Raw genomic sequence first — 18,856 nt, 5'->3', positions numbered from 1 at the left:
GATTACAGTAAAATTTCATGAACTTTTTTAAGACCTTGCTGACCATAACGATATATGAAAAAAATGCCTAGTTTATTTCAGAGGGTGCTGCTTGCTTGCACACTCACCGTATCCGCAATGATGACCTCAGTAAGTCATGCTGCTTTAGAGATTGAAATTAGCGGCGGTAATGCGCAGCAATTGCCAATCGCCATTGTGCCGTTTAATCAGGATGCAGTTAAAAACCAAGAAAATATTGCCAACATTATTAGCGCAGACTTGCGCCGTAGTGGCATGTTTCGCGTGTTGGAAACCGCAGGCGTGGCGAGTAAGCCTAGCACTATCGCACAAGTAAAGTACAGTGATTGGGCAAGTTTGCAGGCGCAAGCCATTGCCGTTGGTAAAGTCGAAGCGCTGCCTGGCAATCGCCTTAAGGTTAGTTTCCAGTTGGGTGATGTGCTGAAGCAAACCCAGTTGGCGGATATGGACTACAACATTACGCCTAGCCAATTACGGATGACAGCGCATAAAATCGCGGACGTGATTTACCAGAAGCTGACCGGTGAGTCAGCAATCTTTGCCAGTCGTATTGCCTACATTAATAAATCCAAAGGGCGTTATGCGCTACAAGTAGCGGATGCTGATGGTGTTAATCCGCAAACCGTGGTTTCGTCTAACGAGCCGATTATCTCTCCGGCATGGTCACCGGATGGTACTAAAATCGCTTATGTTTCATTTGAGAAGAAAAAACCAATCATTTTTGTGCAGTCACTAATGACAGGTCAGCGCATCACATTGGCCAGCTTTAAAGGTAATAACAGTGCGCCGGCCTGGGCACCAGATGGCAGTAAACTGGCTATTGTATTAACGCATGCCGCCAACTCACAGCTTTACTTGATTAATGCCGATGGCAGTGGCCTTAAGCAGCTGAGCAAAAGTAGCGCTATTGATACCGAACCGGTTTGGTCGCCAGATGCGAAATGGGTGTATTTCAGCTCAGACCGCGGCGGCAGCCCGCAAATTTACAAAGTGTCTTCTCTCGGTGGCGACGCACAGCGCGTGACGTTTGATGGCACTTACAACTTAAGCCCGCGTTTTTCACCGGATGGTAAGTCGCTGGCAATGATCCGCAATGATGGTGGAAGGTACCGTGTTGCATTGCAAAATCTAGCAACCGGACAAGTGCAGATTCTCAGCGAAGGTAATCAGGATGAGTCGCCTAGCTTTGCGCCTAATGGCCGTGTGGTGCTATATGCCACTAGGTCAGCGGGTCGTGGTGCACTTGCTGCTGTGTCTGCAGATGGTCGCGTGAAACAGCGCTTGAGTGAGTCTGGCGGAGATATCCGCGAGCCGGCGTGGGGCCCGTTACTGAATTAGTGGTATGTATAGATAGATTTGTTTTTACTAAAGGAGAGTGTAATGAATAAGGGAATGTTTAATAAAAAAGTATTGGGTGCATTAGTATTGGCAGCAATGTTATCTGCTTGTAAAAGCACACCAATGACAGACAAACCAGCAGCTGTGCAAGATAAAAGCCCAGCAGGCGCGTCTACACAATCATCTGCAAACAGTGCGGCAGATACTTCAGGCGTGAAAGAAGTGGTGATTGATAGCAATGCTAACAATGGCAACAACCCACTAAAAGATCCAAACAATATCTTGTCAAAAAGAAACATCTACTTTGACTTTGATAGCGACTCAGTAAAAGCGGAATACCGCCCAATCGTGGAAGCACACGCTAAATACTTGCTTGCTAACAGCAACGCTAAAGTAGTATTGCAAGGTAACACGGATGAGCGCGGTACACGTGAGTACAACGTTTCATTGGGTCAACGTCGTGCAGTTTCAGTTAAAAAATCATTTAACTTGCTGGGCGTGCAAGATAAACAAATCGAAACAGTAAGCTTGGGCGAAGAAAAAGCATCAGCAAATTGCGCAGATGAAGCTTGCCATCAACAAAACCGTCGTGTTGAAGTAGTTTACGAAAACGATTAATTTTTTAGGTATTACTTTAAAAAATGATGAAAAACCTGATTCTGTCTAGCCTGTTTTTAACAACGCAATTATTTTCCATAAGCGGTCACTCGGCATTATTTGATGACGATGAGGCGCGCAAGAAAATATTAGAGGTTGAGAAAACTGCGCAAAGCCAGAATCAGGCAACGCAGTCAGCACTGAAAGACTTAAAGCAGTCGCATGATTCCAGGCTGACAACGTTAGAAGCTATTACCAAAAATGGCTTTGCTGATATGCAATCGCAAATCGATGCATTAAAGCAAGAGAACGCCAGGTTGAAGGGTGATTTAGAAATCGCCAACCATAAAGTTGAAACTGCACTGCAGCGTCAAAAGGATTTATACACAGATAGCGACGAACGCTTGCGTAAACTGGAGTCTGCACCAGCTGCGGCTGCAGCACCTGTGGCAGCGGTGGCTGAAAAAAACACACAAGAATACCAGTTGTTGGAATTAGCCAATGGCTTGTCAAAAGAGTCTAAGCATAAAGATGCTTTTAACACCTACGATAAATTCCTAAAGGATTATCCTAATAGTAGTTCCGCATCTGAAGCGATGTACGGCTTAGGTTACTCGCAGTTTGCGTTAAAGAACTATAAGTCGTCGATTGCTACGCAGCAAAAGCTGATTGATACCTATGCGGATAGCCCTAAGGTGCCGGATGCGATGTTTAATATGGCCAATAGCCAGATTCAGTTGGGTTTAGTGCCAGGCGCTAAAAAAACATTACGTGATTTAATTGCCAAGTTTCCTAACAGTGAGTTAACGCCTGCTGCGCAGAAGCGCCTAAAAGCACTAGAGGCGATTAAGTAAGTCTAGGAAAAGTTGTTTGTTTGCCTATGTTTAGGTAAATAAAGCTTTTAAGTTAAAATAGCGCCATTGGTTAATTGGCGCTATTTTTTTGCGTTATTTATTGTTGGTGTGCAAAGTATTCGATGAAACTTAAAATCCACGAAATTTTCTATTCGCTCCAAGGTGAGTCCTCACGTGTCGGGCTGCCTACGGTATTTGTGCGCCTTACCGGCTGCCCAATGCGTTGCGTGTATTGCGATACCGCCTATGCATTTAGCGGCGGCAGTAATATGGAGGTTGAAGACATCATCACCAAAGTGGCCGAGTACGCTACGCCATACGTCACCGTGACCGGTGGTGAGCCGCTTGCGCAAAAAGATTGCCACGTCTTGCTCAAAGCTTTATGTGATCAGGGCTATAGTGTTTCTTTGGAAACTGGTGGCGCGATAGATATTGCTCCCGTAGACCCTCGTGTATCTGTGATACTCGATGTTAAAACACCGGATTCTGGAGAGCTGAAGAACAATCTATGGGGTAATTTAGCCCATCTTAAAAAGGCCGACGAAGTAAAGTTCGTGCTATGCAGCCGCGCAGATTATGAGTGGGCAAAGGATTTTCTGGCAAAAGAACAGCTCACAGCAAAATGCTCGGTACTGTTTTCACCGGTGTATAGCCAGTTAGCGCCGGCAGATTTGGCAGATTGGGTGTTGGCGGATAAATTGCCTGTGCGCATGCAATTGCAGTTGCATAAGATTTTATGGGGCGAGGTGCCTGGTAAATGACGAAAAACGCAGTTGTTTTACTTTCCGGTGGTTTAGATTCTGCGACCGTGCTGGCTTATGCACGCAGTCAAGGGTTTGAGTGTTATTGCCTGAGCTTGGATTACCATCAGCGCCATATCGCGGAATTACAGGCTGCTAAAAATGTAGCAAAGGTCATGGGCGCTGCCGCGCATAAAACGGCGCAGCTAGATTTGTCGCTGTTTGGTGGTTCTGCGCTCACGGATGATGCAATTGCAGTGCCAGTTAGTGCTACAGAGGGCATCCCTATTACTTATGTACCAGCGCGCAATACGATTATGTTGTCGCTAGCGTTGGCTTGGGCGGAGGTGTTGCAGGCGCAGGATATATTTATTGGCGTGAATGCTTTGGATTATTCTGGTTATCCGGATTGCCGCGGTGAGTACGTTAAGGCGTTTCAGGATATGGCTAACCTTGCCACCAAAAGTGCGGTGGAGGGCAAAACCATTACGATACATGCGCCATTGATCGATATGACCAAGGCGCAAATCGTTACGCTGGGTACAGAGCTTGGTGTTGATTATGCCATGACGGTTTCATGCTATCAGGCTGATAGTGAAGGTGAAGCCTGTGGTTTGTGTGACTCGTGCCGCTTGCGGCGCGACGGCTTCTTTGCCGCAGGGTTGGCAGACCCTACCCGTTATAAAATGCATGCATAAAGTTGGCGGTTAAGCATCTTTCGTATTGTTTCTTATATAAACCTTTTGATACAAACTATTGGTTGATAAGAAATATCGATAAATAGCTTGCCAAGTGGTGCAGAAATAACGTAAAATCCGCGCCTTTCTGCTTTAAATTTTTCAAAAGAGAACAAAGATTATGGTTATTATTCGTTTAGCTCGTGGTGGCGCGAAAAAAACTCCTTTCTACAACGTAGTTGTAGCTGATTCACGCAACCGTCGTGATGGCCGCTTTATTGAGCGTGTTGGTTTTTACAACCCATCAGCTAGCGCAAATGCTGAAGGTTTACGTATTGATTTAGCTCGTGTTACTCACTGGCAAAATAACGGCGCGCAATTGTCAGAAACAGTTGCACGTTTGGTTAAATTCCACGCTAAAGGCCCAGAAGCTGCTATCGCTGCTAAGGCAAAAGACGCTGCTAAAGTTGAAGCTGCTAAAGCTAAAGCTGATGCTGCAGAAGCTGCAAAATTAAAAGCAGCCGCTGAAGCTGCTAAGGCAGAAGCTGATGCTCAAGCCGCAGAAGCTGCTGCCGCGGCTAAAGCTGCTGAAGCTGAAACACCTGCTGCAGACGCTTAATTTAAAAGGCTTAGGCGTTAGCCTGAGCCATTAAAATGGCTGTGGATAACATGGTGGTAATGGGGCGCATAGTTGCGCCCTACGGCGTTTATGGTTGGCTCAAAGTGGTGCCCGATACAGAAGCAATCGACGGTCTATTTGATTACGATTCTTGGTGGCTGGGTAAGGGTGATGACTGGCGCGAAATGGTGGTAGAAACCGCTAAAATTCATAACGATGTGATTGTTGTGAAATTAGTAGGTATCGATGACCGTGATGCTGCGTTTGCTTGCAAGGGTAAACAGATTGCTGTGCCTAGAGCGCAATTGCCTGAGCCTGATGAGAACGAATACTACTGGTCAGACTTAGTCGGTTTACGTGTGACTAACAGTCAAGGTGTTGATTTTGGTGTAATTACCGAAGTGTTTGAAACAGGTGCAAATGATGTGCTTGTAGTTAAACCTGATGCTCTAGTTAAGCCAGATAGTAGTGCTAAAGCAGACAGTAAAGCTAAGTCCGATGCAGTGCCGGTAGAAGCAGGCAAAGATAAGCCGCAAGAGCGCTTGATCCCGTTTGTTGCAGATGTTGTATTGACGGTTGATTTAGAGGCTAAATCAATGCTGGTTGATTGGGATGAAGACTTTTAGTTTTCGTTAACATCCAACCATTAAAATTGAGTTATGGCGTTTAAATTTGACATTGTGACCCTGTTTCCTGAAATGTTTGATGCCATCACTAAGCATGGCATTACAAGCAGGGCAATGCAGCAGGGTATTTATGAGATTGGCTTTTGGAATCCGCGTGACTTCACTAGCGACAATCATAAAACCGTTGATGATAGGCCGTATGGTGGTGGTCCTGGCATGGTTATGCTGGTGCAGCCGTTAGAGCAGGCGATAGGCGCCGCGAAAGCAGCGCAATCTACGGAACAGAGTGGCAGTTGGGTGGTGCATTTGTCTCCAGCCGGTAAGCCGTTAACCCATCAGAAAGTGATGGAGTTAAGTAAAAAGCAAGGATTGGTATTGCTTGCCAGTCGATATGAGGGTGTCGATCAGCGTTTAATTGATGCTGAGGTAGATGAAGAAATATCGATTGGTGATTATGTGTTAAGTGGTGGTGAGTTACCTGCCATGGCATTGATGGATGCGATTATTCGTCAGTTGCCAGGTGCGTTGGGCGATATTGACTCTGCGATTGAAGATTCATTCGTTGATGGCTTATTAGACTGCCCACACTACACAAGACCAGAGGAATATAAAGGTGTGAAGGTACCGGCGGTGTTAATGTCTGGTAATCATGCCAAGATTAAGCAGTGGCGTTTGAAAATGTCATTGCATAGAACCCGGGATCAACGTCCCGATTTATTGGCCGCAAGGCCGTTGACGAAAGAGGAAACACGGCTGCTGCAAGAAGATTAGTAGCAGGAACAAGTTTCTTCACAATTAAAAGGAACTCCGACGGGCAACCGAAAGAGATAAAGAAGATGGCAGATATTATTAAAATGTTAGAGCAGGAAGAAATTGCCCGCTTAAACAAAACAATCCCAGAATTTGCGCCAGGCGACACCGTGGTGGTTGGCGTAAACGTAGTTGAAGGTACACGTAAACGTGTGCAGTCATACGAAGGCGTTGTTATTGCTAAACGTAACCGTGGTTTGAACTCATCATTCATCGTGCGTAAAATCTCTTCAGGTGAAGGCGTTGAGCGTACATTCCAAACTTACTCACCATTAATCGCTTCAATTGAATTGAAACGTCGTGGTGATGTACGTCGTGCGAAACTGTACTACCTACGTGAGCGTTCAGGTAAATCAGCACGTATTAAAGAGAAATTAGTAGCACGCGACAAAGAAGTAATGGCGCCAGTAGAAAAAGCGTAATACTTAGTTTTAGCGTAATACACTTAAAGCCCCAATTGATGAAAATCATTGGGGTTTTTTGTTATGTGCGCCTGATAGTATTGATTCGTTTCTACGCTAGTTTTAAGCTAGGTATGCACATCACTGATACTCGTTGTTTCTACCACCTTGCCTATGTTTAAGCAGGCTTTGGTTTCCTTTGGGTTTCTTTTGGCTTTGGTTTAATATGACATGATGAATACCAACCCTCAAAACTTGTGTGATGATGCTTTCATCCGTGCGCCTTTTGGTGGGGTGCGCATTGCTATCCATGATCATCAGTTAATGATAGAGCTGTTGGCGCTACCGGCAAGCGTGCAGGCATTGCCGCCGCAAAGAGAGATCGCGCTCGAAGTGGCTTCTACACATTCATTGGTGGATAGTGCTACTAAGCAAGTGCTGCAGTATTTGCAGCAAGCCAGTTATGATTTTAGCTTGCCCGTAGAGCAAGTTGGCACCAGTTTTCAGCAAAAAGTGTGGCAGGCCATCGCAGCCATACCACGCGGGCAAACGCGTACCTATAGCGAGCTTGCGTTGCAAATTGGCTCGGGGCCACGTGCGGTTGCTAACGCCTGTGGTGCTAATCGTTTACCGTTGGTGATTCCATGCCATCGCGTTGTTGCTAAAAATGGCTTAGGTGGCTTTATGCAAGGCACGCACAATGGTTGGCTGATTAAGCAGTGGTTGTTGCAGAATGAGTTAACAAGTGCTGAAGGCAGCTTGCATGAGTGAGTATACACTTGCGCCAGAAGATGCGGCAGCTATAGACTCTTTTCTTGATGCGATTTGGTTGGAAGATGGGTTGTCTAAAAATACATTAGACAGTTACCGCTTAGATTTAACCGCATTTGCTATTTGGGCAAGCTCACAACATAAACAATTGCTCACCATAGATAAAGCCGATGTACAACAGTATTTGGCGGTTAAGTTCCCGCTCAGTAAGCCGCGTAGTATTGGTCGTCTAATCGCCAGCTTAAGGCGTTTTTATCGCTATAACCTGCGTGAGAACCTGATAGCAATAGACCCCACATTGCAGATTGAATCACCCAAACTGCCGCGTAGCTTACCTAAGAGTTTGAATGAGGAAGAAGTGATGGCCCTGTTGAATGCGCCAAATGTGGATGATGTTGTAGGTTTGCGTGATAAAGCCATGCTTGAGTTGTTATACGCCAGTGGTTTACGTGTTTCAGAGTTGGTTTCGATAAAAACCAGCGAAGTAAGCATGAGTGATAGCGTGGTGCGCGTTACGGGTAAGGGCAGCAAAACGCGTTTAGTGCCGATGGGCGAGAATGCGGTAGAGTGGATTTCACATTATTTAAAGGCAGCTCGGCCGCAGATTCTACAAAACCGTCTGAGCGATGCCTTGTTTGTTACCAACCGCGGTGATGCCATGACGCGCCAAACGTTTTGGCACATGATTAAGCGTTATGCTTTGCTAGCGGGTATTACTAAGCATATGTCGCCGCATGTACTGCGCCATGCCTTTGCCACACACTTGCTTAATCACGGTGCAGATTTGAGGGTAGTGCAGATGTTGCTTGGGCATTCTGATATTTCGACAACGCAGATCTATACCTATGTGGCACGCGAGCGCCTGAAGAAGTTACATGCGGCGCATCATCCGAGAGGCTAGTCACTCCGCGCTATGCGCGAAATTTAGTGGCTTGTCGCAGTGTTCAAACTGCTGATTGACGAAACTGCTCACGCAGGTTTTGCTACTCGGAGTGCCTAAATAGGGTGACGCGCTACTTAATCTGTCATTCCCGCGTAGGCGGGAATCCAGTTTGATTTATCTTGTTTTTTGGCGAAAGTCATATTTTTACAACTTCATTCAAGGTTGTTTCTTTCTCTCAATCACTACGCCTAGCGCCTTTAATCCAGGCAATATCGTAGGTTTAGCCACTTTTATCTTCACGCTTAACGCACTAAATTCTTTTAATATCAGCTGGCAAAGGTGTTCTGCGAGTTTTTCAACCAGTTGAAAGCTGTTTTCTTGCAGGGTGTCACGCACGCGGCCAACCACAGCGCCGTAGTCTATTGTGTCATTCACATCATCGCTTTGGCAGGCGCGGCTGAGGTCGTAGCCAATTTCTATGTCTAGGATAATGGTCTGGGGGGTCATGCGCTCCCACTCGGGTACGCCGAGTTTGGTTTGTACTTTAACTTCGCTTAAGAAAATGGTATCCATAATGCCTTATTTGTATGTCGTCGTTCCCGCCAAGGCGGTAATCCAGTAATATCCTGAATATTAAACCACAATTCATTGTGGTGTTGCGCGAATAAGAAATGGACTTCCTGTAAGAGGGTGTCACAATAGAGAGAGTGATTAAATGAGTGATTTAGGTTTTATTCCGGTTACCTTAGTACCTGTTGTGTGGATTGTTGCAGCGTATCTGTTAGGGTCAATTGCTTTTGGTATTTTGGTGAGTAGGTTGTTTGGTTTGCCTGACCCGCGCACAGTGGGTAGTGGCAATATCGGAGCAACCAACGTAGCGCGCAGTGGTAAAAAGTCGGCTGCGATTCTAACCTTGCTAGGTGATGTGTTTAAAGGCTGGTTTCCGGTGTGGCTGGCCTTGCAGTCAATTGATGTGATGTGGGTAATCAGCGCGGTGGGCTTGGCGGTATTTTTTGGCCATTTGTACCCGATTTACTATGGCTTTAAAGGCGGTAAAGGGGTGGCGACTGCCTTGGGTGTGATGTTGGCAATTTCCCCTATGCTGGCTTTCGCTGCTGTGTTGACTTGGATTGCGGTGTTTGCGGTGTCGCGCTATTCATCACTAGCAGCGCTGGTGGCTGCTGCGCTGGCGCCGGTGTATGCATGGTATTTACTGGCTAATGCTGATAATGCCATTGGCCTGTCAGATTATGTGCAAACAGTGTTAGTGATGTCCGTATTTTTGATCTGGCGCCATCGTAGCAATATCAGAAAACTGCTAAACGGTACTGAAGCCGGATTTGGCAAGAAGAAATAAGTGCGGCCCTGCTATCATCATAGCCTTGTGTTGAGGGTGATGATGGTTAAGGCGCTTCTAGTTCACTTAAATTCCAGCGAGGCTTCACGCTAAAGCTATAATTCTTATCCGCGTTGTTTTGCATGGCTTTCAGGCGCATGGCCCCTGCAAATGCAATCATGGCGCCATTGTCTGTGCAAAACTCCAAACGTGGGTAGCTCACCTTGCATAGCTTACGTTTTGTGGCGGCATTGAGTTTTTCACGCAGCCTTGCGTTGGCGCCCACCCCGCCAGATACAATCAGATTATCTAGTCGCGTTTCACGCAGTGCACTCATGCACTTGGTGGTTAATACTTCGGTGACTGCTTCTTGAAACTCATAGGCGATGTCGGCTTTGGTTTCTGCGTCCAATGGTTGATGTTGGCTCACCAATGTTAAGACCGAGGTTTTTAGGCCACTAAAGCTAAAGTTTAAGTCACCGCTATTCAGCAGTGGGCGCGGCAGTTTAAAGCGCGGCTTACCTGTTTTTGCTAAGTTGGAAAGCGCTGGTCCGCCTGGGTAGCCCAAACCTAATAGTTTAGCGGTTTTATCAAACGCTTCGCCGGCAGCATCGTCTAACGTATCTCCCAGTAGTTCATATTGGCCGATGCCATCTACGCGCATCAACTGGCTATGGCCACCGGAAACTAATAAGGCCACAAATGGAAATGCAGGCGGGTTGTCTTCTAATAACGGCGCTAATAAATGCCCTTCAAGGTGATGTACGTTGATGGTAGGGATTTGTAGGCTAAATGCCAGTGACTCGGCAAAGCTGGTGCCTACCAGTAGCGCGCCAGACAGACCGGGGCCTTGCGTGTAGGCAATGGCGTCAATGTCTTGCAATGTTTTATTGGCATCTTTAAGAGCTAGTTCAGTCAAGGGCAGTACGCGGCGGATATGATCACGTGATGCAAGTTCCGGTACCACGCCGCCATATTCTGCATGCATTTCTACTTGTGAGTGCAGGGTGTGCGATAGTAAGCCGTGTTCGGTGTCATATAGGGCGATGCCGGTTTCGTCACAGGAGGATTCAACGCCTAAAACTAACATTTGTTTTGTTCCATTTTTGTCTTAAAGTGCATTTTTATAGTACAAAACTATAAAAGTAATTGAATAAAAGTAATTATACGATTAAAATGGTGGACTTTTCTCAAGTTTATGAGCCTTTGTTGGGCGAACTTGAGCATCACCTAATTAAATTTGTTGCAGATAAGAGAGAATAAATGTCTAGTGTACGCGTAAAAGAAAATGAGCCGTTTGACGTTGCTCTACGTCGCTTTAAGCGCCTGATTGAAAAAACTGGTTTGTTGAATGATCTTCGCGCTCGCGAATTTTACGAGAAACCAACATGGGAACGTAAACGTAAAGCTGCTGCTGCTGTTAAGCGTCAATATCGTCGCTTGATGAAGCAAACATTGCCAGCAAAATTATACTAATAGCTGCTAAGTAGAGTTATTAGCATGTCGTTAAAAGCTCAGATATCTGAGGACATGAAGACCGCGATGCGCGCTAAAGACAGCGCGCGTTTGGGTACAATTCGCTTGCTACAAGCTGCTATTAAGCAGCGCGAAGTAGATGAGCGTGTTGAATTGGATGATAGCAATGTAATTGCTGTCATCGAAAAAATGCTCAAACAGCGTCGGGATTCTATTGCTGCGTATGAATCAGCGAATCGTCATGATTTAGCTGATGTAGAAAAGTTTGAAGTTACCGTGTTGCAAACGTATTTGCCACAACAACTGACTGAAGATGAGATTAAAGCCATCTTGGAAAAGGTTGTGGTTGATACAGGTGCTGCTGGTATTAAAGACATGGGCAAGGTAATGGCTGAAATTAAGCCGTTAGTCGCTGGCCGTGCTGATATGGGTAAAATCTCTGGATTGATTAAAACTCGTCTAGGTTAGCCCGTAGCGGTAAATGCAAGTAGACAAGACAAGGAGCGCTAGCTCCTTTTTTGTTTTTAAAAGATTGCGCTAGAATTGCTAGCAAATTCTATTCACGTAGTTATTTTAGCTAAAGCAGACACTTTGATACCTGAGAGCTTTATTCAAGAGTTGCTAAATCGCGTTGATATTGTCGATGTGATTGATAAAAGCGTACCGCTCAAAAAAGCAGGTGCCAATTATTCTGCTTGCTGTCCGTTTCATAATGAAAAGTCCCCCAGTTTTACTGTAAGCCCCACCAAGCAGTTTTATCATTGCTTTGGCTGCGGTGCGCATGGTACTTCCGTCGGTTTTATTATGGAATATCAAGGTCTTAGCTTTGTGGATGCGATTCATGACCTCGCTAAAATGGTGGGGATGACGGTGCCGCAAGAGGTGCGTGATAGCGATAAGCCTGCGCCTAAAGTGGTTGTTGGCTTGCAGGAGGCGTTGCAGCAGGCGGCCAATTTCTATAAGGCTGAGCTGAAAAAGTCGCCGCGTGCGATTGAGTACTTGAAAGCGCGTGGCCTGAGTGGGCAAGTGGCTGCTAAGTTCCAGGTCGGCTATGCGCCAGCGGGCTGGCAGAATTTACAAAGCGTGTTCCCGCAGTATGAGAATGAGGCGTTAACTGTAGCGGGTTTGGTGGTGGAGAATGAGCAAGGCCGGCGTTATGACCGCTTTCGTGACCGCATCATGTTCCCGATTCATGACCAGAAGGGGCAAGTGATCGGTTTTGGTGGCCGCGTCATTAACCCGGAAGATACCCCTAAATATTACAACTCACCAGAAACGCCGTTGTTTCAAAAAGGTCACGAGTTATATGGCTTGTTTTTGGCACGTCGTGCCATCCGCGATGCAGGTCGCGCGCTGGTGGTTGAAGGGTATATGGACGTGGTGGCGTTAGCACAATACGGTATTGAGTATGCCGTGGCGGCGCTCGGTACCGCGACTACGCCTTACCATATCACTAAGCTGACGCGCCAGGCTGATGAAATTGTATTTTGCTTTGATGGCGATAATGCGGGGCGTACCGCTGCGTGGCGTGCTGCCATGAATGCGTTGCCGGCATTGACTGATGGCCTGAAGCTATCGTTCCTGTTTTTGCCTAAAGAGCACGATCCGGACTCTTATGTGCGCGAGTTTGGAAAAGAAAAATTTGAGGCTGAAATTAAATCGGCCATGCCGTTGTCTCAATACATACTGCAGCACTTAAGTGAAGATAACCCTTTGCAGAGTCAGGAAGATCGAGTGCGTTTCCTGAATGAAGCTGAGCCCATTATGCAACAGATCAGTGCGCCGCGTAGCGCCATGTATCTGCGTAAAAAGGTGGCTGAGTTGGCGCAGCTGTCAGCGGATGAAATGCAGGCGCTATTAAAATTGCCTAATTTGAATAAAGCGCCGATGAAGGCTAAGCCTAAACTGACCCGCACTACAATGTCGCTGCAAAAGCGCTTTGGCTTAATGTTGCTGATGCACCCTGAGTTGGCGCAAGAGGATGATTTGGAGTTGTTGAGTGAGCGTGACGATGCAGATGCTTTGTTGCGGCAAGTGATTGAAATCTGCTTACTGCATCCCCATTCTAAACCTGCGGTATTGTTACGCGAACTGGAAAGTAAAATTGATGCCAATGTGTTGCCTGAGTTGCAGCGAGAGTTAACGTTGCTGGATGATACGTTGGATCACGCGCAAGAGCTTGCAGGGGCGCGTCAGCAATTGCAGGCAGTGCATACGCAGCGGCAAAGCGCGTCACTGCTGGCGCGTATTAGCGAAAAACCTTTGAGCGCTTTAACTGCAGATGAAATCGCATTGTTGAAATCTGTAGGCAGTAAACCCCAGCCAAAATAAGGCTATTTTCTGTTATAATGCACGGTTACGGTAATCTTATTCGCCATCTGTGATGTAGGTATGGTGGCTGAGCTAAAATTCTAGAGGTAAGACATGGCAAGACCAAAGAAAAGTGATCAACAAGCTGAAAAAAATGCAGAAGATTATGTTCACACAGAACAGCTGCAAGAAGTTAGCGCGGAAGAGCGCCGCATTCGTCTAAAAAGCTTAATCGTATTAGGTAAGGAGCGTGGCTACCTAACCTATGCTGAGATTAACGATCACTTGCCTGATGATGTTCAGGGTTCTGAACAGATCGACGGCATCATCGGTATGATTAACGACATGGGCATTCAGGTGTATGAAGAGACGCCAGATGCCGAAGCGTTGTTAATGTCTGATGCGCCTCCGGCAGTGACCGACGATGATGCGGTGGAAGAAGCTGAGCAAGCTCTTGCCACAGTAGACTCTGAGTTTGGCCGTACTACCGACCCTGTGCGTATGTATATGCGTGAAATGGGTACGGTTGATTTGCTCACACGCGAAAGCGAAATTGAGATTGCACGCCGTATTGAAGATGGCCTGAAACACATGGTGCAGGCGATTGCCGCTTGCCCAACTACCATTGCCGCTTTGCTGGAAATGGTGGACAAAGTTGAGCGTGATGAACTGAGCGTAGATGACTTGGTTGACGGCTTGATTGACTCTGACATTGGTCTAGATGACGCAATGACGGAAGATACGCAAGATGATGAAGAGCCAGAAGTTGACGAAGATGAAGACGAAGGTGATGAAGACGGTGCTAAAGCCGCAGCTATTTCTGCAGAAGCTTTAGCTAAACTTAAAGAAGAATTACTGAAACGCTTTGAAGTAGTGCGTGCAGCACACCAAAAGATGACAGTGATTTTGCCAGTCAAAGGTTCGCAAGACCCTGTATACCTCGCATTGCTGTCTGAAATTCTGGTTGAGTTAACGGCATTCCGTTTTTCACCAAAACAAGTAGAAACGCTATGTGACCAAGTGCGCGGTTTGGTTGAAACTGTGCGCGGCCATGAGCGGAAAGTGCTGGACTTCTGCGTAGAAAAAGCAGGTATGCCACGCCCATACTTTATTAAATCATTCCCAGGCAATGAAAGTAATCTAGCTTGGTTGGACGATGAGCTGAAGCTAGACAATCCGTACAATGAAAAACTGGCGCGCTTTAATCACTCCATTTTAGATCAACAGCAACGTATTATTGATTTAGAAACCAAAGTGGGTATTTCAGCTAAAGAGCTGAAAGAAATCAATAAACAAATGACCACAGGCGAGGCGCGTGCGCGCCGTGCTAAACGTGAGATGATTGAGGCCAACTTGCGTTTGGTGATTTCTATCGCTAAGAAATACACTAACCGTGGCTTGCAATTTCTTGACTTGATTCAAGAAGGTAACATCGGCTTGATGAAAGCGGTGGACAAGTTTGAATACCGTCGTGGCTTTAAATTCTCAACCTATGCAACATGGTGGATTCGTCAGGCAATTACACGTTCTATCGCTGACCAGGCGCGTACCATCCGTATTCCTGTGCATATGATTGAAACGATTAATAAGATGAATCGTATCAGCCGTCAAATCTTGCAAGAAACCGGTATTGAGCCGGATCCAGCATTGCTGGCTGAGAAAATGGAAATGCCTGAAGACAAGATTCGTAAAATCTTGAAAATCAGCAAAGAGCCAATTTCAATGGAAACGCCAATTGGTGATGATGAAGATTCACATTTAGGTGACTTCATCGAAGACAGCACAACCTTGGCACCAGTAGATGCTGCGGTTTATGCAAGCTTGCGTGATGCGACTTCTGAAGTGTTGGAATCATTAACACCGCGTGAAGCTAAAGTGTTGCGTATGCGTTTTGGTATTGAAATGAACACAGACCATACCTTGGAAGAAGTGGGTAAGCAATTTGATGTAACGCGTGAGCGTATTAGACAAATTGAAGCGAAGGCGCTACGTAAGCTGCGTCATCCGACTCGCTCAGAAAGATTGAGAAGTTTCTTAGAAACTGGGCAAGACTAGTTTAAAATAACGGCTTCAAAAGTTTAGGCCCCCTAGCTCATGCTTGGTTAGAGCAGCGGACTCATAATCCGTTGGTGCTGTGTTCGACTCACAGGGGGGCCACCAATAAAATCAAAGGGTTACGTTAATTCGTAACCCTTTTTTTATTCATTAGTAGCCGTATAGTAGCCGCTAAGGAGGTTCAAACGCGACTGTTAATAATTATTACAATGAATAATTTAGCTTCAAAAGTGGATTCAATCTTGAATGCCAATTGTTTCTCTACTAATAAAATGTGGTTGAGTGCGAGAATTACTTATTGTTTTTTACAGACTTAGTCACATCTTTCAGTAAGTCTTTATTTGAAAGTGAGTGCCTGTTTAACAACATCTGTACATGTGAAGCTGATAAGTTCGTGAAATCTTGATTTTCAAATTGTTTGAAAAATATACGCACTCGACTTATAAAATGCTTCAGCTCGTTTACTCTCATTATTTCAACTTTTTGTAAAAAGCTTCCAGCACTCTGTAATGCATTTGTTGGATGTATCATTACATTTATTACTTCTGAACCTGGATAATGTTTTACAAACCATGCATTGAGCTTCCGTGCGGTTTAAGCATTGCGCCATCCCACTCCCAACCTTCCAGCACCGAACGTCCATACGGTTTCAATATTGCCCCATCCCATTCCCATCCATTTGTTAATGAGCCAGCGTATGGTTTCAATATTTTTCCATCCAACTCCCAGCCTTTGCTTGGTCCGAGGCCATAAGGTTTTTCCGTCCCATTCCCAACCTTCAGTTTGAGAACGGCCATAGGGTTTGATGTATGTAGGCATAATTTTTATTCTTAAAGTATGAAAAGGAACATGTAGATCGGAAATAGCTATATTGCTCTTCAAAAATATAGCTTAATCTATAATGTTCATTAACTATAAATTTCGAAGTTACAAAGTGGAAGTTAAAAAAACGTTTACTAAAGCGGGTAAAGTCCATTATGTTGCTTTATTCTGGAACTAATTATTCTCATATAAAGACACAATAAACTAGCATTGAGCTTAAGTTTATCTGGGTATTTATTTTTTCTTTATATTGTTATTTGCATATTTATTACTAGCTAATTGATCCACCAGTCGTTGAAGTAAGACATTGGTTTTAAGTTGTTCGGAAAGCAGATCCTGAAGCAAATCCTCTGTTCTTGTGTTAGGGACTGGTGCTATCCATTTTTTTGAATTGAAGTCATACCATTGTTGTCGGCTATCTGGCAGGTAGATTTCATTTGGATTGCGATCACCTTCGTTACCACTATTTAGCCTAGCTTCTATCGCATCTTTAAGCTCAGCTCTTGCTTTAGGTTGTCCATGGTTAATAAAAACTGCTGAGGGCTTAGTTTGAGTTTCCTGCTTTTGCTCACCGACTATTTCAAATATAAAATCAAGCAGTCCGCTTTGATCTGCATGTCCAGAGTAAAAGCCTTGTAGCTGGATAATATTGGTCGTAATGTTTTTCTGCAAAACCTCTTTACTTCCCAAAACCCATGATTCAGTCGATGCTTCAATTTCTTTAGGAGTAGCTTGACTATGCTTCATCAACTTTTCACCTACAGAGTTCTTTGCCATATAACCAGTGAGCAAAATTGTTGAATTACGCTTTGCATCAATCACTTTTTCAATGTGCGATACAACTGGGCCTCCATTACACATTCCACCACCCGTTATCAATATACCGCCACGCTCTTGAAGTTCGGCTACTCTTGGAGTTTTAGGTGTAGTTACATATTGAATTTTATGCTCACCTAATGGTATCTCAATATCTGTCGTTGAATTATTAGGGAAGATAGATTTAATGAACTCATCTACCTGAACGCCATCTTCAACTCCAAGCCTAGATGCCATTTTACGGTTTCTATAAAGAGTCTCCTCTGGTTTCTTTATTTGTGGTCTACAAAGTTCTTCATGATAAACAGTCGACATTTCTCTTGCTAATCCTGAGTCAAGCTTGATGTCGATGGGGTAGGAGTTTGTAGTGCTAGTTATTAACTTTTTGATATCAGCTATTGAAATTTCAGCATTTTCAGATAATGAAAAATTTGACTTACTTTCAGCCTTATTTACCTCATCAATTTGCTTTATTGATTTGAGCCACTTTTCTTGCTCATTAATAGGTAATTTATCAATTGCATTTTTTAATGACTTTTGAACAATAAAGCCCCAGCACCCAGATTCAAACTCGTCATAGAATTGGTTAATAATGTGGATTGGTGATTGTATTGAGTCATTTGTCGAATAGAACTGATTAAATACACAGTAAATATCGACTAATAACTCTTGGGTTCGTTGTATAGAGAATGCAGGAATGATAAGCAAAGATTTTTTGTTAAATACTTCATCTTGAATAACTTTATGTAATGCCGAAAGTCTAGCGTCGTAGTCTGAACACTCGCTATCACGCACTCCAGCTCCATAGGTCGACTCAACTACAATTGCATCTGGGTACCCAAAAACTCCCTGCCGTGAAGCCAGCAAGGGTTGATATGGATTTTCTTTAGTGTTGTTTCCAAGGTCTCCGCTCATGACAACGCTTGCTTTTTCGTCGGCATCATTTATCCAGCTAACTGTAATTGTGGCTGAACCTAAAATATGCGCAGTTCTTGAGAAAGAGGCAAATAAATCCGTGTGAATTGGCAGCAGTCGAGAGAGTCCAAACTCCTTACGTTGATCAATACACTCAAATCGAATCTTTTTTACATCATTTTCAGAGTATATGTCTTTGAGATGTTTAGCTGAATCTGTGAGTGATATTTTTGCCATTCGTGCAGTAGCTGTTGTACATATCACTTTCCCGGTAAATCCTTCTTTGTACAAACGAGGGATTAATCCACAATGATCCAGATGTGCATGGGTAAGAAGTATAAACTCAATTTCTGACGGACGAAATGGGAAGGGTTTTGAGTTTACAATTGACTCATCACCTTCACCCTGAATAAGGCCGCAGTCGACTAAGAATTGAATATTCGTTCTGTTATAAGAGAAGTGTGTGCATGAGCCCGTGACTGAGCCACCGCATGCTCCAACAAATCTAAATCGCATATTGTGTTACCTTTTCTTTTTATTTGTACCGGTACTCTAATCTGAGTAGTAAAAACTTGCTAGATCAATATTCATCCATTTTGTAGGTATTTCTATAACCATTGTTTTCAGATATTGATTTAGCCACACTGTCGTGCTGAATTCGCTAATCTTAAAAGTAATCCTTGTGAAGCGCGATAAATTTACATATTATTGTGATCAGTGCGTCTCATTAGTTGCGTACTGTTTTGGCCAGATACGAGCATCTCGACTGGTTCCCAGATTGTCCTGCTACAG

20 protein-coding genes and 1 tRNA gene are annotated in these 18,856 nt (G+C 44.7%); 17 read left to right on the top strand and 4 right to left on the bottom strand.

The genetic code is table 11. The features are described 5' to 3' along the window. Nucleotides 1-54 precede the first annotated feature (54 nt). The 11 genes from tolB (at nucleotide 55) to xerD (ending at nucleotide 8,352) form a co-directional block, all read left to right on the top strand. Complete coding sequence (tolB, locus tag MMOL_RS10525) at nucleotides 55-1,356, top strand: Tol-Pal system beta propeller repeat protein TolB (protein WP_015833016.1); 1,302 nt, start codon at nucleotides 55-57, stop codon at nucleotides 1,354-1,356. Nucleotides 1,357-1,398: 42 nt separating this feature from the next. Next, nucleotides 1,399-1,974 (top strand): peptidoglycan-associated lipoprotein Pal, encoded by a 576-nt coding sequence (gene pal, locus MMOL_RS10520; RefSeq protein ID WP_015833015.1) that lies wholly within the window; start codon nucleotides 1,399-1,401, stop codon nucleotides 1,972-1,974. Between the two features lie 23 nt (nucleotides 1,975-1,997). Continuing rightward, entirely contained in the window at nucleotides 1,998-2,807 is an 810-nt protein-coding gene (locus MMOL_RS10515; RefSeq protein ID WP_015833014.1) for a YbgF trimerization domain-containing protein, read from the top strand. 122 nt (nucleotides 2,808-2,929) lie between these two features. Then, nucleotides 2,930-3,568 (top strand): 7-carboxy-7-deazaguanine synthase QueE, encoded by a 639-nt coding sequence (queE, locus tag MMOL_RS10510; protein WP_015833013.1) that lies wholly within the window; start codon nucleotides 2,930-2,932, stop codon nucleotides 3,566-3,568. Beyond that, nucleotides 3,565-4,245 (top strand): 7-cyano-7-deazaguanine synthase QueC, encoded by a 681-nt coding sequence (gene queC, locus MMOL_RS10505; RefSeq protein WP_015833012.1) that lies wholly within the window; start codon nucleotides 3,565-3,567, stop codon nucleotides 4,243-4,245. Before queE ends, queC begins: the two co-directional genes overlap by 4 nt. Nucleotides 4,246-4,405: 160 nt before the next feature. Continuing rightward, entirely contained in the window at nucleotides 4,406-4,843 is a 438-nt protein-coding gene (gene rpsP, locus MMOL_RS10500) for a 30S ribosomal protein S16 (protein WP_015833011.1), read from the top strand. 35 nt (nucleotides 4,844-4,878) lie between these two features. After that, nucleotides 4,879-5,469 (top strand): ribosome maturation factor RimM, encoded by a 591-nt coding sequence (gene rimM / locus MMOL_RS10495; RefSeq protein WP_015833010.1) that lies wholly within the window; start codon nucleotides 4,879-4,881, stop codon nucleotides 5,467-5,469. A 33-nt stretch (nucleotides 5,470-5,502) separates the two neighbouring features. Continuing rightward, nucleotides 5,503-6,240 (top strand): tRNA (guanosine(37)-N1)-methyltransferase TrmD, encoded by a 738-nt coding sequence (gene trmD, locus MMOL_RS10490; RefSeq protein ID WP_015833009.1) that lies wholly within the window; start codon nucleotides 5,503-5,505, stop codon nucleotides 6,238-6,240. A 65-nt stretch (nucleotides 6,241-6,305) separates the two neighbouring features. Beyond that, entirely contained in the window at nucleotides 6,306-6,701 is a 396-nt protein-coding gene (rplS, locus tag MMOL_RS10485; protein WP_015833008.1) for a 50S ribosomal protein L19, read from the top strand. Nucleotides 6,702-6,911: 210 nt separating this feature from the next. Next, the gene (locus tag MMOL_RS10480; protein ID WP_015833007.1) at nucleotides 6,912-7,451 is read left to right on the top strand and encodes a methylated-DNA--[protein]-cysteine S-methyltransferase; all 540 of its coding nucleotides are present in this window, start codon (nucleotides 6,912-6,914) and stop codon (nucleotides 7,449-7,451) included. Next, entirely contained in the window at nucleotides 7,444-8,352 is a 909-nt protein-coding gene (xerD, locus tag MMOL_RS10475) for a site-specific tyrosine recombinase XerD (protein ID WP_015833006.1), read from the top strand. The genes MMOL_RS10480 and xerD overlap by 8 nt, the downstream gene beginning before the upstream one ends. Before the next feature lie 198 nt (nucleotides 8,353-8,550). Here the strand turns inward: xerD and folB are convergent, their stop codons facing one another. After that, the gene (folB, locus tag MMOL_RS10470; RefSeq protein ID WP_015833005.1) at nucleotides 8,551-8,907 is read right to left on the bottom strand and encodes a dihydroneopterin aldolase; all 357 of its coding nucleotides are present in this window, start codon (nucleotides 8,905-8,907) and stop codon (nucleotides 8,551-8,553) included. A gap of 142 nt (nucleotides 8,908-9,049) precedes the next feature. Between folB and plsY the strand changes: the two genes are divergently transcribed. Further along, nucleotides 9,050-9,691 carry a glycerol-3-phosphate 1-O-acyltransferase PlsY gene (gene plsY / locus MMOL_RS10465; protein ID WP_015833004.1) on the top strand — a complete coding sequence of 214 codons (642 nt, stop codon included), beginning with the start codon at nucleotides 9,050-9,052 and terminating at the stop codon, nucleotides 9,689-9,691. A gap of 46 nt (nucleotides 9,692-9,737) precedes the next feature. On the opposite strand, the gene tsaD is transcribed toward plsY, so the two are convergent. Further along, entirely contained in the window at nucleotides 9,738-10,760 is a 1,023-nt protein-coding gene (gene tsaD / locus MMOL_RS10460; protein WP_015833003.1) for a tRNA (adenosine(37)-N6)-threonylcarbamoyltransferase complex transferase subunit TsaD, read from the bottom strand. A 173-nt stretch (nucleotides 10,761-10,933) separates the two neighbouring features. On the opposite strand from tsaD, the gene rpsU reads away from it, so the two are divergent. The 5 genes from rpsU (at nucleotide 10,934) to MMOL_RS10435 (ending at nucleotide 15,616) form a co-directional block, all read left to right on the top strand. Beyond that, nucleotides 10,934-11,146: a 30S ribosomal protein S21 gene (rpsU, locus tag MMOL_RS10455; RefSeq protein ID WP_015833002.1), complete on the top strand. Its 213-nt coding sequence runs from the start codon at nucleotides 10,934-10,936 to the stop codon at nucleotides 11,144-11,146. Between the two features lie 24 nt (nucleotides 11,147-11,170). Further along, entirely contained in the window at nucleotides 11,171-11,614 is a 444-nt protein-coding gene (locus MMOL_RS10450; protein WP_015833001.1) for a GatB/YqeY domain-containing protein, read from the top strand. Nucleotides 11,615-11,737: 123 nt separating this feature from the next. Next, nucleotides 11,738-13,477, top strand: coding sequence for a DNA primase (dnaG, locus tag MMOL_RS10445; RefSeq protein ID WP_041928869.1), 1,740 nt, complete (start codon nucleotides 11,738-11,740; stop codon nucleotides 13,475-13,477). Nucleotides 13,478-13,570: 93 nt separating this feature from the next. Further along, complete coding sequence (gene rpoD, locus MMOL_RS10440) at nucleotides 13,571-15,511, top strand: RNA polymerase sigma factor RpoD (RefSeq protein WP_015832999.1); 1,941 nt, start codon at nucleotides 13,571-13,573, stop codon at nucleotides 15,509-15,511. 26 nt (nucleotides 15,512-15,537) lie between these two features. Beyond that, nucleotides 15,538-15,616: transfer RNA gene (locus MMOL_RS10435), tRNA-Ile, on the top strand. A gap of 489 nt (nucleotides 15,617-16,105) precedes the next feature. Here the strand turns inward: MMOL_RS10435 and MMOL_RS10425 are convergent. Continuing rightward, nucleotides 16,106-16,393, bottom strand: coding sequence for a hypothetical protein (locus MMOL_RS10425; RefSeq protein ID WP_148207867.1), 288 nt, complete (start codon nucleotides 16,391-16,393; stop codon nucleotides 16,106-16,108). Between the two features lie 174 nt (nucleotides 16,394-16,567). After that, nucleotides 16,568-18,580 carry an MBL fold metallo-hydrolase gene (locus tag MMOL_RS11970; RefSeq protein ID WP_015832996.1) on the bottom strand — a complete coding sequence of 671 codons (2,013 nt, stop codon included), beginning with the start codon at nucleotides 18,578-18,580 and terminating at the stop codon, nucleotides 16,568-16,570. Nucleotides 18,581-18,856 lie beyond the last annotated feature (276 nt).

It is taken from the genome of Methylotenera mobilis JLW8 (assembly GCF_000023705.1).
GTDB classification, from domain to species: domain Bacteria; phylum Pseudomonadota; class Gammaproteobacteria; order Burkholderiales; family Methylophilaceae; genus Methylotenera; species Methylotenera mobilis.
This window is presented reverse-complemented; position numbering and strand designations above follow the sequence as displayed.

What these genes read in the sequence shown, in the direction of transcription:
- plsY (WP_015833004.1), top strand. Translation starts at nt 9,050, where the DNA reads ATGAGTGATTTAGGTTTTATTCCGGTTACCTTAGTACCTGTTGTGTGG.
- queC (WP_015833012.1), top strand. Translation starts at nt 3,565, where the DNA reads ATGACGAAAAACGCAGTTGTTTTACTTTCCGGTGGTTTAGATTCTGCG.
- folB (WP_015833005.1), bottom strand. Translation starts at nt 8,907, where the DNA reads ATGGATACCATTTTCTTAAGCGAAGTTAAAGTACAAACCAAACTCGGC.
- pal (WP_015833015.1), top strand. Translation starts at nt 1,399, where the DNA reads ATGAATAAGGGAATGTTTAATAAAAAAGTATTGGGTGCATTAGTATTG.
- MMOL_RS10480 (WP_015833007.1), top strand. Translation starts at nt 6,912, where the DNA reads ATGATGAATACCAACCCTCAAAACTTGTGTGATGATGCTTTCATCCGT.
- tsaD (WP_015833003.1), bottom strand. Translation starts at nt 10,760, where the DNA reads ATGTTAGTTTTAGGCGTTGAATCCTCCTGTGACGAAACCGGCATCGCC.
- rimM (WP_015833010.1), top strand. Translation starts at nt 4,879, where the DNA reads ATGGCTGTGGATAACATGGTGGTAATGGGGCGCATAGTTGCGCCCTAC.
- xerD (WP_015833006.1), top strand. Translation starts at nt 7,444, where the DNA reads ATGAGTGAGTATACACTTGCGCCAGAAGATGCGGCAGCTATAGACTCT.
- queE (WP_015833013.1), top strand. Translation starts at nt 2,930, where the DNA reads ATGAAACTTAAAATCCACGAAATTTTCTATTCGCTCCAAGGTGAGTCC.
- MMOL_RS11970 (WP_015832996.1), bottom strand. Translation starts at nt 18,580, where the DNA reads ATGCGATTTAGATTTGTTGGAGCATGCGGTGGCTCAGTCACGGGCTCA.
- rpoD (WP_015832999.1), top strand. Translation starts at nt 13,571, where the DNA reads ATGGCAAGACCAAAGAAAAGTGATCAACAAGCTGAAAAAAATGCAGAA.
- tolB (WP_015833016.1), top strand. Translation starts at nt 55, where the DNA reads ATGAAAAAAATGCCTAGTTTATTTCAGAGGGTGCTGCTTGCTTGCACA.
- rpsU (WP_015833002.1), top strand. Translation starts at nt 10,934, where the DNA reads ATGTCTAGTGTACGCGTAAAAGAAAATGAGCCGTTTGACGTTGCTCTA.
- trmD (WP_015833009.1), top strand. Translation starts at nt 5,503, where the DNA reads ATGGCGTTTAAATTTGACATTGTGACCCTGTTTCCTGAAATGTTTGAT.
- MMOL_RS10515 (WP_015833014.1), top strand. Translation starts at nt 1,998, where the DNA reads ATGATGAAAAACCTGATTCTGTCTAGCCTGTTTTTAACAACGCAATTA.
- rplS (WP_015833008.1), top strand. Translation starts at nt 6,306, where the DNA reads ATGGCAGATATTATTAAAATGTTAGAGCAGGAAGAAATTGCCCGCTTA.
- rpsP (WP_015833011.1), top strand. Translation starts at nt 4,406, where the DNA reads ATGGTTATTATTCGTTTAGCTCGTGGTGGCGCGAAAAAAACTCCTTTC.
- MMOL_RS10450 (WP_015833001.1), top strand. Translation starts at nt 11,171, where the DNA reads ATGTCGTTAAAAGCTCAGATATCTGAGGACATGAAGACCGCGATGCGC.